Source organism: Nostoc sp., assembly GCF_036917615.1.
In the GTDB taxonomy this organism is placed as follows: domain Bacteria; phylum Cyanobacteriota; class Cyanobacteriia; order Cyanobacteriales; family Nostocaceae; genus Nostoc.
Genome location: NZ_JBALCZ010000070.1, coordinates 22,791 through 35,886 on the forward strand (window position 1 = coordinate 22,791; position 13,096 = coordinate 35,886).

At 42.6% G+C, this 13,096-nt stretch carries 11 protein-coding genes and 1 pseudogene; 4 read left to right on the top strand and 8 right to left on the bottom strand.

The features are described 5' to 3' along the window. Positions 1 to 170 precede the first annotated feature (170 nt). The 6 genes and pseudogenes from V7K85_RS25850 to V7K85_RS25875 all read right to left on the bottom strand — a co-directional run bounded on the left by V7K85_RS25850 (position 171) and on the right by V7K85_RS25875 (position 4,693). On the bottom strand, positions 171 to 944 hold the full coding sequence (locus V7K85_RS25850) for a DUF4437 domain-containing protein (RefSeq protein ID WP_334817895.1): 774 nt from the start codon (positions 942 to 944) through the stop codon (positions 171 to 173). A gap of 85 nt (positions 945 to 1,029) precedes the next feature. Beyond that, positions 1,030 to 1,851 carry an alpha/beta fold hydrolase gene (locus tag V7K85_RS25855; protein WP_334817897.1) on the bottom strand — a complete coding sequence of 274 codons (822 nt, stop codon included), beginning with the start codon at positions 1,849 to 1,851 and terminating at the stop codon, positions 1,030 to 1,032. Between the two features lie 55 nt (positions 1,852 to 1,906). Next, positions 1,907 to 2,206: a protealysin inhibitor emfourin gene (locus tag V7K85_RS25860; protein ID WP_334817899.1), complete on the bottom strand. Its 300-nt coding sequence runs from the start codon at positions 2,204 to 2,206 to the stop codon at positions 1,907 to 1,909. 177 nt (positions 2,207 to 2,383) lie between these two features. Next, positions 2,384 to 3,463 carry a M4 family metallopeptidase gene (locus tag V7K85_RS25865; RefSeq protein WP_334817901.1) on the bottom strand — a complete coding sequence of 360 codons (1,080 nt, stop codon included), beginning with the start codon at positions 3,461 to 3,463 and terminating at the stop codon, positions 2,384 to 2,386. A 413-nt stretch (positions 3,464 to 3,876) separates the two neighbouring features. Further along, positions 3,877 to 4,322, bottom strand: a pseudogene (locus V7K85_RS25870) (class I SAM-dependent methyltransferase); the annotation flags it as partial. Positions 4,323 to 4,525: 203 nt separating this feature from the next. Continuing rightward, a complete protein-coding gene (locus V7K85_RS25875) occupies positions 4,526 to 4,693 on the bottom strand; it encodes a type ISP restriction/modification enzyme (protein ID WP_334817903.1) in 168 nt (55 codons plus the stop codon). Between the two features lie 495 nt (positions 4,694 to 5,188). On the opposite strand from V7K85_RS25875, the gene V7K85_RS25880 reads away from it, so the two are divergent. After that, entirely contained in the window at positions 5,189 to 5,461 is a 273-nt protein-coding gene (locus tag V7K85_RS25880; protein WP_334818090.1) for a sensor histidine kinase, read from the top strand. A 63-nt stretch (positions 5,462 to 5,524) separates the two neighbouring features. Here the strand turns inward: V7K85_RS25880 and V7K85_RS25885 are convergent, their stop codons facing one another. After that, positions 5,525 to 7,795, bottom strand: coding sequence for a RelA/SpoT family protein (locus V7K85_RS25885; RefSeq protein WP_334817905.1), 2,271 nt, complete (start codon positions 7,793 to 7,795; stop codon positions 5,525 to 5,527). A gap of 381 nt (positions 7,796 to 8,176) precedes the next feature. Here V7K85_RS25885 and patD point away from each other — a divergent pair, with 381 nt between their 5' ends. Further along, complete coding sequence (gene patD, locus V7K85_RS25890; RefSeq protein WP_334817907.1) at positions 8,177 to 8,617, top strand: heterocyst frequency control protein PatD; 441 nt, start codon at positions 8,177 to 8,179, stop codon at positions 8,615 to 8,617. 208 nt (positions 8,618 to 8,825) lie between these two features. Here the strand turns inward: patD and V7K85_RS25895 are convergent, their stop codons facing one another. Beyond that, on the bottom strand, positions 8,826 to 9,419 hold the full coding sequence (locus V7K85_RS25895) for a TetR/AcrR family transcriptional regulator (protein WP_334817909.1): 594 nt from the start codon (positions 9,417 to 9,419) through the stop codon (positions 8,826 to 8,828). A gap of 600 nt (positions 9,420 to 10,019) precedes the next feature. On the opposite strand from V7K85_RS25895, the gene V7K85_RS25900 reads away from it, so the two are divergent. Continuing rightward, complete coding sequence (locus tag V7K85_RS25900; RefSeq protein ID WP_334817911.1) at positions 10,020 to 11,609, top strand: DHA2 family efflux MFS transporter permease subunit; 1,590 nt, start codon at positions 10,020 to 10,022, stop codon at positions 11,607 to 11,609. Between the two features lie 642 nt (positions 11,610 to 12,251). After that, positions 12,252 to 12,977 (top strand): phosphoadenosine phosphosulfate reductase, encoded by a 726-nt coding sequence (cysH, locus tag V7K85_RS25905; protein WP_334817913.1) that lies wholly within the window; start codon positions 12,252 to 12,254, stop codon positions 12,975 to 12,977. The last annotated feature ends 119 nt before the right edge of the window (positions 12,978 to 13,096 follow it).

A 13,096-nucleotide genomic window follows, 5' to 3' on the forward strand; every position in this document is an offset into this window, starting at 1 on the left:
GGGAGGGTGAAGAGTACTTTTTTGCGTGGAAATCTTATCTACAACAACGGACAGGTTCTAGGTTCACCTACTGGACGCTATTTAAAACGCTCCCAGTCTTAAATAACTCCCTCTACATGAAAGTATTTGCAGGTTTGAACTAGAGACAAGATTACTTTATATTTTGGGATCTATTTATTCCAATCCGAAGGATAGTATGTTTCTAATGGTGGTTCCCAGGCATGGTAGGAAAGATGAGGATAGCCCCCACGAATAAGAGCAAAGAATCCAGTTTCAGTGTATGCTGGGGCGTGTGTAATAAGTGGCGGACGCGAAAAATAGCAACCTGGAGTCAAGAGACCTACCTGTGTTTTCATGCTTCCCTGGAGGACAAATCCCTCTTCCGTCATAGGATGATACTCTCCAAAAGTTTCAGCAAACTGTGGTAATAATCCGATCAGCCAAGTGCTTCTTTTAATATTAGTATCGGCACGCAGGGTTTTTCTCATTGCTCCTGGAGGAAAACCTGGAGTGAGAGTTTGAGACCAAGGAATTAGATAGGAATTTAAAGAAGGTATGTAATCTTGTCTTTTTGCTCCTGGTGCATCAGTTAGTGATTTCATAAAAATGGGGTGACCGCTTGGCATCCATAGGGCTGTAGTATTTTCTTGAGTGTTCCAAGCTTCCATGCAGACACCTTCGGGAATAAAGCCGTAAGTGTATTGTCCAAGATGCAGTTGTCCAATTTGCATTTGTCCACTAAGAACAAAAATTTCCACATCACAGTTGAAATAACCGGAATCGCTTTTCCAGTGTTGCGTCCACTCGACAATTTCTGTAGAAGAACCGTTTTCGGTATCGAAACTCAGAATCTGTGTCTGAGCACCTTCCAAAAGACCATCAACAACCCAAGGTTTCTGGGGTGTATCTGCTGATTGAATAAACTCAATGTGTTTTCTGGGCATAAAAATTTTAGAAGCTGTATATAGTTATTTACTCATTTGCATTGCATGATTTCGAGCAATATTAAAAGATTAAATTATCCTGGTTTTAAAAACTAGCTTTTTCTATAAATTCAATTACAAGCTTTGATATTTCTTCAGGTATTTGATTCATCATGCATATTGTTCCGCCTTCAATATCAATCATCTTTGCATGAGGAATTACTGTTAAAATAAACTCTCTCTTGTCTGCGTTAGCAAAACCTAGTCTTTCTAATTGTTTTACGTCCTCTGTACCAGATAATATTAAAGTTGGAGACTTAATTAAACGAAATCTTGCTTCCATTCTTTGGCAGTAGTCGATAACAGCCAAAGGTGCATACCAAGGATAGCCGAAACCTTTTAAATCGTCCAGAACCCAACGGTGATTTAACTCAGCAGAACCTATATAGCTTGCTCTCGCTGACCATCTTTGCATAAGATGGGAACCGTCTGCTTGGATCTTGAGATTTTCAAATTTATTAGATAAAGCTGCTTTTCCCTCTTCGTTAAAGTCATCTATGTTGCATAATATAATTTTTTCGACTCGCTCAGGATAAGCGGCTGCAACTTCTGCGGCTACACAAGCACCTGTATGGTTCCCAAAAATACTTGTGGTTTTGATTCCTAATTCGTCTAGTAGTAAAATAACAGTTTTTGCGTAATCTTCAATTGAATACATTCTGGGTGGTTTATCAGAGTCTCCTAATCCCAAAAAGTCCATAGCAATGACTAGTCTTTTCTGAGCAAAGATTGGCATCAACTCGCGAAATTCGTCACCACTTCGGAAGTTTTGATGAAGTAAAAACAGAGGTTCTCCCTCACCACCAATACGGTAAAGAATTTGTCCATCTTCGGTGTCTAAGAAAGCTCGCTTGATTAGTTTATTCATAACACCATGATCAATTTAGGATTTATGTTAGCCTTGATTTAACTTTTTCAGCAAATTACCTTTTTTGTGCTATGTTTTGTAGCCATTCAATCAGGGGCCTTAAGGTTCCTGGCAATGCTGCTTCACTGACAGTCACCGTATGCTGCTTACCGTTATCTTCTACTGTCAACTTATACTGAAAGCGATCGCTCTGGGGATTAGGCGAGGTAATTTGTTCAGGTAGCCTAAAGAAATCAGCAGCTTCCACTAGGCAAAGAAGGGTGTTGGCTTCGTTTGGTGGGAGAGTGTCTGTATCAACGGTTGTTTTCTTGGTAATCCCAGCAAAGCCGCCCGTGCGTTCAAAGGATATCCGCATTTTTTTGCTCTCCGTTGTGCTACTTAGTTGGGATAAATATAAACACTGGGAAATGAGAGTTTTCACCTCCCAGTTTAGCAACAACAAACAACACATCTAAAAGTAAAGTTAGGAGTTAAGAGTTAGGAGTTAGAAGTTAAGAAAAAATTCCTCACTCCTAACTGTTAACTGTTAACTCTAAAGAACTCCCACCTTTTGCCAAGCGGTCTGCACAGCTTTTTGCTCATCACTGTCATTACCGTAGAGTTCGCCAGCAATTTGAATGGTGACGCTGGCAGCTTTTTTAAAATCTGCTTTGGCACGCAAGCGATCGCGTAAAGCTATGTACCAGATTTTACCAGCTTTCTCCCAAGCATAGCCACCAATCTCAACAGCCGCTAGATAAAAGGCATAGTTAGGTATTCCTGAGTTGATATGCACCCCACCGTTATCATCAGAACCAGTATATTTATCTTTCATATGGGCTGGTTGGGGATCTTTACCCAGTACTGGATCATCGTATGCTGTTCCTGGTGCTTTCATTGAGCGCAGGGCAACACCTTTGACAGTGGATACCAAAAGACCTTCGCCAATGAACCAGTCTGCCTCTTGTGCAGTTTGATTTTTGGTCTTTTGTTTCACGAGGGAACCGAAGATATCAGAAAAAGATTCATTCAGTGCCCCTGGTTCGCCATAATACTGTAAACCCGCTTGATACTGGGTTACACCATGAGTTAGCTCATGCCCAATCACATCAATTGACTTCGTGAAGCGTTGAAACAGTTCTGCGTCGCCATCACCATAAACCATCTGGTCACCGTTCCAAAAGGCGTTGTCATATTTGACGCCATAATGCACGGTGGAATCTAAACGTAGTCCTTTATCGTCAATTGAATTGCGATCAAATATCTCATTAAATAAGTCATAAGTAGCACCAGCCGCATCGTAGGCTTCATTCACTGCTGCATCACTGCTGGGAGGGCCTCCCTCACTGCGTACTAGTGTACCAGGAAGTTGCTGCCCATTTTTCGCATCGTAGATGGTGCGGCGCTTCTCACCGGGAGAAGGCGCAAACGAGACATTACCTACAATATTTCTTCGTCCTAGAAATTGTGCCGAAACATTTAATGTATGAAAAGCCCAACTACGCTGCTGGGGATTGCCATTAACAACGACATTTTCCAGCATGTGCGGCGGGACAATACAACAAATCGGGCATCTAGAGTAAAGTGGATGCTCATACTTCAACCCGCCTGATTTCTTTTTATTTCGAGCCATCAAGATATTCTCCTTTTGAAACTAAGTGATGGCAAACAGTGGCTTTAACTCCACTTTTGAAAGGAGCAGAAAAACGAATAAAAATCGCGTGCCCCTGGTTTCTTTCTGAATAAAACTTTCTACTCTGTATTTTTGGATAGATCTATGGAGGATTGATAGTACCCTCACGGGTACTTCTGATGTGGAAATATTGCATAAAAACACAAGGTAATTTTAATTACCGCAAGTTTTAGCCAAAATCCTTGCGTGAGTTAGCAAGACCTCCTTTAAAGACCCAATGCGTTTATATATTAATTCTTATCATGGGAAATAATCTTATTTATTGCTGTTTTGTTACTATCAAGCTGTTAATCCTATAAATACCCATTAGAGACAGGCGAATCCCAAATTTAGGCATCCAAAACCTAAAATTTTCACAACCAGCCACCAAACACCGCCAGACCATAATATTTCCAAGGTACTGCAACTGTCTTAAATCCAGCTTTGCTCAACATTTGTAAATGAGTATCTAAGCTAGCTCCCTACCTGGTCTTGACTGGAGTAACCTTGAGTACTGCTGGTGCCATGTTTAGCGCGAATCTCTGTGAAATTAATTCCCTGTTCAACTGCCCATTCCTCTCGTGCATCCTTGTAAACTTTTGCTAAGGCTGGTAGATTCTGGTAAAGTCGGGTCTGCATTCCAAAAACAGCCGTCTTGAGTGAGGCTAGCAGCAATTCGCTCAAATAGCTTCAATTTCATCTCATCTTGGAGATGGTGAATTGCCAAGGATGAGACACAAGCATCAAATTCGCTACTAATATCCAAGTTCTCTGGATTATTTACCCAGTCACCAAAATCTGCTTTTATAGCAGTCCAGCGTTACTTTACTCTTGAAGATGGGGCAGTGATGCTTGATCCTCATGTATGTGATCATTTTTTTAATGCAGAAGCTGTCAATCAAGCTTTACGCACATTGATTAGTCTGTTGCCGAAAAATAGCGAATCGATTACACCTGAATCTGTTGAATAATCTGCATCGTCTCTACACTAACTGTGCAGACTCTTTGTAGTAAATCTATTACCTATTCTTTGTAATCTGCAAATCGGTAGGTATTGAATTTTTTAGCAATTGTATGGTCTTTAGATCTCTTTTCTTTGTATTGATCTAAAATCCATTCTAAAGCACAACGATTGCCAAGGCGATATTCCCAAGCAATTTTGGGTACACCTTCTAGGTTTGCAATATTCATTGACTAAGTTTTGAAATGCAACCCGAATCGATGTTTCTTTACGTGAACCGCCATATTGAATAATTCTTTCTACTTCTGTGTGATATTGACTAACCAGAAGTTTGGACATACTTTATCAAATTTTCATAATTTTATAACTTGCCCAATTTAGCTGCTGTATCACCTAGAGAGCCTCAGAATATCTAACGAATAAAAATCCAAGTTGTTTTGGGATGTCCGTAAAAACTAAGAGACACGATTAATCGCCTCTCTGCAAAAGATATCTATATAAATACAATCACAATTTTAATAGTGTTGAATTGCCGTATTATGTCTGTAACACAAACTATTTTGTGAAGCGATCGCTCTTACTTCTATGATCAAATAAGCTAATCGCATTGAAATTGCAATCAAGTGACTAAGCTAAACTGATTAGTTCAGCAATCAGCTATCTTTTCACTAACCTCCATCTTCCGTCAGTTGCGAACTTGATATCAATCTCAACAGCAGTGGGCTATCTCCGTTACTGATAGTGGTATTGGTATTTCCCCGGATGCTCAACCACAAATCTTCAATCCCTATTTTCGTGAACTAACTGCTCCAAAAGTGCAAAATTCTGATGGTACAGGATTAGGTTTAGCAATAGTATCTCGATTAGTTGAGTTAATGCATGGTGAAATTAAAGTAGATTCACAGTTGGGAAAAGGGTCTACATTTACGGTGATTTTGCCATTAGAAGGCATCGCCCAGGTAGAACCGCTTTGCTGCAATTCAAAATTCAAAACTTAAGAGTAAAATTACAACTTCAACTGGTGCGTTACACTGCGTTAACGCACCTAGCAATTAGGACACCTACTCGTCAATTTGACCAACGCGGCGGATATTCAAAATGTCGCTCATTTTCTTGATTTGGACAAACACTTGCTCTAGTTGAGAGCGATCGCGTATATCTATTCCTAAGTCCATCAATGCAGGTTGACCAGTAGCAGTTTTCACCTGAGCATGGCGGACATTGATCCCTTGGTCACTCAAACGTGACAAAATATCCTTTAGCACCCCTACGCGGTCAAGGGCTTCAATTTGAACATCTACTGGATAAGTGTGCGGACGACCACTATTTTCGGCGGCTGGGTTCCATCTAACTGGTACTAAGCGCTCATACTCCACAGTCTCCAGATTATGACAGCCTTGGCGATGAATCGAAATCCCCCTACCTCGCGTCACCACACCAATAATCGGTTCGCCAGGAATCGGGGTACAACACCCAGCTAAATAATACACCAACCCTTCTACCCCAACAATTGGCGAATCTGTAGAGCGGGAGGTAGTTGCAGGTGCATCTCGCAAAGCTTTTGATGTAGTTGATTCTTTGGGGACAAATGGGGACACAGTGGAAACTGGTTGTTGTCCCTTCGCCACTTCTCGCCAGCGATTTAGTACTAGGTTCAACGTAACTTCACCGTAGCCCAAACCGGCAAGTAAATCTTCCACGCTATGGTAATTACACTTTTCAGCGACAGTCTCCATTGCATCCGACTTCAGCAGACTATCAAAACCAGTTTTACCAAGTTCCTTTTCTAACAATTCCCGTCCGCGGGCGACATTTTCTTCGCGGCGCGATCGCTTATACCATTGTTTTATCCGATATTTCGCCGCCGAAGTCCTGACAAAGTTTAACCAATCCAAGCTCGGATGACTGTTCTTTTGGGTGATAACCTCTACAATATCGCCATTTTGCAGCCGCGTTGACAGAGTTACCATTCGCCCATTCACCCGCGCCCCTGCACAGTGGTTTCCCACTTCCGTATGAATACGATAAGCAAAATCTACAGTGCTAGAACCTGGACTTAAAGGAACAACATCCCCCTTAGGGGTGAAGACATAGACATCATCTTCAAATAAATTATCTTTGATGCTATCAAGATATTCTTGTGCATCCTTGAGATCAGTTTGCCATTCCAACAGCTGCCGCAGCCAAGTAAACTTATCATCTGTGGCTGTCAAATGGCTAATACTAGAACCTCCTGTTTCTTTGTACTTCCAATGAGCGGCAATTCCATACTCAGCGATATGATGCATTTCGATTGTCCGAATTTGCACCTCTAAAGGCCGACCAGTTAGTCCAATCACTCCAGTATGCAACGATTGGTAACGGTTAGGCTTTGGCAGTCCAATATAGTCTTTAAATCTTCCAGGAATTGGGCGAAAGGCATCATGAACCATTGCCAATGCCCGATAGCATTCCTCATTTGTTTGAACAATAATTCGCAGCGCTGCTAAATCGTAAATTTCATGAAATTCCTTTTGCTGCCGTTGCATTTTTTGGTAAATGCCATAAAGGTGCTTGGGACGACCACTGATTTCCTGGCAGTCAATTCCGGCTTGCTGCAAACGTTCCCACAAAATCTCTGTAGATTTTGTCAATTTCTCTTCTCGCGCCGTCCGTTTTTCGGAAACGTACTCCTGCATTTGGCGAAAAGCTTCCGGTTCTAAATATTTAAAAGCCAAATCTTCCAGTTCCCATTTAATCCGCCAAATCCCCAAGCGATTGGCTAAGGGTGCAAAGATATCTCGCGTTTCTTGGGCACTGCGGCGGCGGCTGGCTTCTGACATGTATTGTAAAGTTCGCATATTATGCAAACGATCTGCCAATTTCACCACAATCACCCGAATATCTTGCGCCATTGCCAAAAACATCCGCCGAAAGTTTTCCGCTTGGCTTTCGGTTTTGCTTGTGAAATTGATTTTAGAAAGCTTGGTGACACCTTCGACCAATTGCCGCACTTCTGGGCCAAAGCGTTCTTCTATTTCTTGACTTGTAACTTCTGTATCTTCAACAACATCATGGAGAAATCCAGCTGCTTTCATAGCAGCACTACCTCCCAAGTCATGCAGCAAGTCGGCTACAGCGATGGGATGAGCAATGTATGGTTCTCCAGATTTGCGGTATTGACCTTCATGCAGTTGGTAAGCAAATTCAAATGCTCGACCAATTAAGACTGCATCATTATGCCTTCGGTCATCTGCGGCTTCACTGCTAGTTGTCGATGACTCCTTCAAACATTTTTTTAACCATTCTGGAATGGCAAGATCAACTGATGAATTTATCGCTATGCTGCTCATAGAATTAGTTTTAGCGAGGACCGGTAGATAAGTGAATGATAAATAAAACTAGTAGCATCGCCGTGAAAAGATGCTGTTGATCGAAAAAGCAGTGTCAGGATGATTCTCCAATTGCCGATAGCACAGCGTAAAGCCTGCGGCATGGCAACTCTTAGAGACGCTACGCGTAGCTTGCTTAAGAGTAGGGTTACTCTTAGAGCGAGGCGGGAGCGTCTGCTAATCATCCAGTTTGAATTTCAAGGATCATAAAGAAAGAAAATCCATTGATGGCAAACAAAGCCTCAAATTACGATTTGAGGCTTTCAGTGCTGATAAGCGCTTAAGAAAGTTTATTGTATAAGAAAAATTACTTGACATTAATAGTATCTTAACTAGCACCGAATGTCTTTAAACCGTGAAAAATATCAGGCACTCATAACCTTATTAGAGCAATTACGCTCTGATGCCACCACTACCCAAATTGTCGCACCCGAACTGCGGCAGCGTGTAACCTCTTTGCAGCAATTTTTTGGGCAGCAGATTGTGCCTTTGGCTGATGTTGACGTTGGCGTTGGCGTTGGCGAAGCCTCTCGTAGAGAAGCCTCTCGTAGAGAAGCCTCTCGTAGAGAAGCCTCCCCGCAAGGAGAAGACTCGCGAGTGCAGTCTTATCAAACGGAGATGAGCAAGCAATTGCGCCTGTTGGAAATAGATGTGATGTTTTTGCAAGGAGCGCGGCAGGCATCTACTGCACAAACGAGACTTCAAACGATTAGCGATCGCTTGACAACTCTCATTCAATACTGTGATGCCATTCTGCAACCAGAAGCGGAAGGAGAAAAATAACAATTCTTTACCTTTTTCTCTAATTACTCCATCATCTCATTTACGACCGTTCATGAAAAGTTATTTTGGCAACAAGTTTCAAATCTGTAAAGGGGAATGGGGAGTTAGGAGCGGAGCCGGAGACGCTCCGCCTCCGGTTAGGAGTTGGGAGTTAGAAGTTATAAGAATTCTTCCTCCATGCCTAATGCCCTGTTTGCCCCATGCCCTTTTAACTAGTACCAATGCCTTTCAAGAGGAGATTCATCGTGCGGCGCATGTATACTTCTACTGGCTCGGTTGTGGGTTTGAAAATCAGTGCATAATATAGCGACCCGCTCACAAGATCGATAATTAAGTCTACGTCTGCATCCTTGTGAATTTCGCCTCTAGACTTGGCACGCTCAAGTACTTTAGAAAAGGCTTCACGTCGGAGTTTCGTATATTTTGTCCAATAGACCTCTGCAAACTGAGGATTGTTAGATGCTGTACTAATGATCAGGGCGAGTGTCTGACGACCAAGGGGACTATGTATTTTTTTGGCGGCATTATTGATTAAGATATCCATGTCTCCCCAAAAGCTGCCAGTATCGGGGATCGCTAAATCATCTCTTAGACTTTCTATAGCGTCTGCAACTAGTTCTTCTTTGGAAGTGTAACGCCGATAGATGGTTGTTTTACCAACTCCAGCACGGGAAGCGATCGCTTCTATACTCATGCTTTCATATCCTACCTCTGCAAGCAAGTCTAAGGTTGCTTGCAGAATAGCCTGGTCAGCGTGAATGCTGCGTGGGCGTCCAGAGAGGCTGTTGATTTGCTTACTCATAAAAATATCATCCCCAAGCAATATCTTCTTGGCAATTTGCTTCTACCTTTGGGCATAGAACATCGCCTATGGGAAACAAATAAGCCCTATAACCCAGTTCTTTTACACGAAGACAGCAGGAGTAACCATCCATCTTTAGTATAGGTATTTCTGCTGCTTTTTATTCAAGTCTCTTGACCGTTTTAATATGATACGCTACCGTAGCGTATACATACATGTATTGTTTAATTTTAGCTTTGGCGTAGGCGTAGCCTAACCCAGGTATCGCTTTAACCAAATAATTACTAATTCGTAATTAAGAGGATATAAGCCCCACCAAAATCTCTGATTTGGTGGTCAACTTTCGTAGTGGAGTGTACAGAGCAAGCACTGATAGCGCAGCGTAAAGCCTTCTCTACGAGAGGCTGCGCCAACGGCATAGCTTTTCTACGAGAGGCTGCGCCAACGCTTAGAGCGAGTCCGCGTACTCCTGCGGAGAAGCAAGCTACGCGCAGCGTCTCGTAGAGAGCGTCTTGCAATTACGAATTACGTAGCTTGCTTCTCGCCAAAGACGAGTATTATCAATTACTTTGACATCCCCCAAATATTATTGATGTAACAATGGCTACTAACATTAAAGGTGCGACTTTTGACCAATTTGGTTATGTCCAGGGGCCATTGAAGTGGGCGATCGCTTTCACGGCTTCCATTGGTGCAATCTTAGAAGTGATTGATACCAGTATTGTTAACGTTGCCCTGACTGACATCCAAGCTAGCCTTGGTGCAACTGTCAGTGAAGTAGGTTGGGTAGTGACTGGATATGCGATCGCCAATGTCGTCTTAATTCCCTTATCTGCATGGCTGGGAGATTACTTTGGGCGCAAAACCTACTTTATCTTCTCCTTAATTGGCTTTACCCTTGCCTCGGTTTTATGCGGGTTGGCATTTAATCTACCGATGCTGGTTTTTTCTCGAATTCTTCAAGGTTTATGTGGTGGCGGATTGCTAGCTAAAGCACAAGCGATTTTGTTCGAGACTTTTCCACCTGCTGAACAAGGTCTGGCCCAGGCAGTTTTTGGGGTAGGTGTAATTTCTGGTCCAGCAATTGGCCCCACTTTAGGGGGATTCTTGGTAGATGGTTTGGGCTGGCGATGGATTTTCTTTGTTAATATTCCCTTCGGGATCATTGCAGTAGTGATGTCCTTTGTATTTTTGCTCAAAGACAAAGACAAGAGCCAGACACAAAGCCAAGCCGTCGATTGGTTCGGGATTGGGTTTTTGGTCATCGCTGTTGGCTGTATGCAAACTTTGTTAGAGCAAGGAGAGGAAGACGACTGGTTTTCCTCCAGTTTCATCACCACGTTGGCGATCGCTAGTATTATCGGCTTGGGGTTGTTTATTTGGCGAGAACTGAAAACAGATCATCCTGCTGTGGATTTAAGAGTTTTGCGTCACCGTTCTTTAGCTGCGGGAAGCGTTCTCTCAGCAGTGGTGGGTATGGGGCTTTATGGCACACTCTTTGCTGTGCCGATATTTGCTCAGAGCGTGCTGCAATTTACGGCAACACAGACAGGACTATTGTTAGCACCTGGGGCTTTAGCGTCTGCGATCGTTATGATTTTATTAGGCAAACTGTCTAGTAAAATTGATGCCCGATTTTTAATTGCAATGGGCGCTGTCGGATCATCTGGAGTTATGTTTCAACTAGCAACAATTACCCCACAAACCGGCACAGATGATTTATTTTGGCCATTAGTATGGCGTGGGGCTTTTACTGTGTTGATGTTTCTCCCTTTGAGTTTGGCAGTTTTAGGCCCCCTACCCAAACGAGATGTTTCTGCTGGGTCTGGTTTCTACAACCTCACCCGACAACTAGGTGGTAGCATCGGCATTGCTCTACTCACCACTCTGCTTGACCGACGAGAGACTTTTCATCGAGCCATCCTGTTAGCAAAACTTAGTCCTTATGACTTAGAAACCAATCAGCGCCTCGATGCACTCAACGGGGCACTCCAAAGTCAAGGCATGGATGCGACAACTGCTCAACAACAAGCACTAGCTTTACTGAGTCAAACAGTAGATACTCAAGCTGCTGTTTTATCTTACGCAGATTGCTTTCGAGTCGTAGGCGTAGCGTTCCTTTGCTCATTACCCCTGTTACTATTCCTGGGTAAAGGCGGTGCAGGAGCGAAAGCGCCAGTCGGTCACTAGGGGTAGAGTAAATAGCGATGCCTGCGGCGGGCGTAGCCATCGCATCCCTATTTTTTCATTTAAATTCTCTGATTGCAAAACTACGTAAAAACACGGCTTCAAGATTATTGTCTACTCTAAGTCACACAAAAGGCTTAATATATACTGATATATGTGGATCAGAAAAGTAAAAGCCCTGCTCACTTTTGAGCAGGACTATGTGAAGTCTTATTGCTAAAATTAGAAATCTTTATCTTAGAAAAAGTTCATTATTGTAATAATACTAACGCTGGTCAACATCATTAAAGCGCCCATAATTATAGATTCGCCTAATAGATTGGGGAATTTGGAATTGTTCATTTAAGTAAAATCCCTTTTGTTAATAGTTACTTAACCATATCAAACTCAGTATAAATATCTATAAAAGCATTGTAAAACTTAAATTTACGTAAAGTTTCTTAGTAAACACTATGTTTTTTAGTTATGTAATAATTTTTACTTAGCATTGGTTACATCGATATTTTTCATCTCCCCCAGCTTCCCCGGTCCCACAATGTAGTAATTTCCGAACATAATAATTACCTAATCTCCGAGCGGAATAGGCGTCTTTATAGGGTAAAATAAATCTTAATCAAGGTAAAAATATTTGATCAGAAAATTATCATGACAGCTTCCACGGCATCTAGAAACCAAACGATCGCTTTTGACTTAGACAAATTAAATGAGCAATTTGAAACTGCCATTCCCAAAGAAATACTGGCATGGTCTATAGAGAATATCCCAACGGGACTGGTACAAACGAGCGCCTTTAACGTGGATGACATGATAATTACTCATATTCTTTACAGTGAACTTAAGCATCCCGTTCCTGTGATCTTTCTCGACACCTTGCACCACTTCCCCCAAAGCCTAGAATTAGTTGCCAAAGCCAAACAAGTCTACAATCTGGATCTGCAAACTTACAAAACTCCAGACCTAGACACCCGCGAAGCCTTTGAAGCCAAACACGGCGAAAAACTCTGGGACAAGGATATTGCCCAATTCCACCACATTACAAAAATTGAACCACTGCTACGGGGTCTAGACGAACTCAACAGCGTCGCTTGGATCACCGGACGCCGCCGTGACCAAGCAGTCACCCGTGCGAATATGCCCATATTTGAATTAGATAATAAAGGTCGGCTGAAAGTAAATCCCATAGCCACTTGGACACGCCAAGACAGCTGGGTTTACGTGGCTGAACACGGAGTCATCTACAACCCTCTACACGACAAAGGTTACCCCAGCATAGGCGACGAACCCATCACCACCAAAGTAGGTGAAGGCGAAGACGAACGCGCCGGACGCTGGCGGGGAAGTGAAAAAACAGAATGTGGAATTCATATTTAAGGGGAAGTAGGGAGTAGGCAGTGGAGAGTGGGGAATAGAAGAAAAGAAGAATTTTCCCTAACTCTCCCCTTCTGTGCTTACTCTGCGCCTCTGCGGTTAGATAACACTGTTACAAAACA

What these genes read in the sequence shown, in the direction of transcription:
- V7K85_RS25850 (WP_334817895.1), bottom strand. Translation starts at nt 944, where the DNA reads ATGCCCAGAAAACACATTGAGTTTATTCAATCAGCAGATACACCCCAG.
- V7K85_RS25855 (WP_334817897.1), bottom strand. Translation starts at nt 1,851, where the DNA reads ATGAATAAACTAATCAAGCGAGCTTTCTTAGACACCGAAGATGGACAA.
- V7K85_RS25860 (WP_334817899.1), bottom strand. Translation starts at nt 2,206, where the DNA reads ATGCGGATATCCTTTGAACGCACGGGCGGCTTTGCTGGGATTACCAAG.
- V7K85_RS25865 (WP_334817901.1), bottom strand. Translation starts at nt 3,463, where the DNA reads ATGGCTCGAAATAAAAAGAAATCAGGCGGGTTGAAGTATGAGCATCCA.
- V7K85_RS25875 (WP_334817903.1), bottom strand. Translation starts at nt 4,693, where the DNA reads ATGAATATTGCAAACCTAGAAGGTGTACCCAAAATTGCTTGGGAATAT.
- V7K85_RS25885 (WP_334817905.1), bottom strand. Translation starts at nt 7,795, where the DNA reads ATGAGCAGCATAGCGATAAATTCATCAGTTGATCTTGCCATTCCAGAA.
- patD (WP_334817907.1), top strand. Translation starts at nt 8,177, where the DNA reads ATGTCTTTAAACCGTGAAAAATATCAGGCACTCATAACCTTATTAGAG.
- V7K85_RS25895 (WP_334817909.1), bottom strand. Translation starts at nt 9,419, where the DNA reads ATGAGTAAGCAAATCAACAGCCTCTCTGGACGCCCACGCAGCATTCAC.
- V7K85_RS25900 (WP_334817911.1), top strand. Translation starts at nt 10,020, where the DNA reads ATGGCTACTAACATTAAAGGTGCGACTTTTGACCAATTTGGTTATGTC.
- cysH (WP_334817913.1), top strand. Translation starts at nt 12,252, where the DNA reads ATGACAGCTTCCACGGCATCTAGAAACCAAACGATCGCTTTTGACTTA.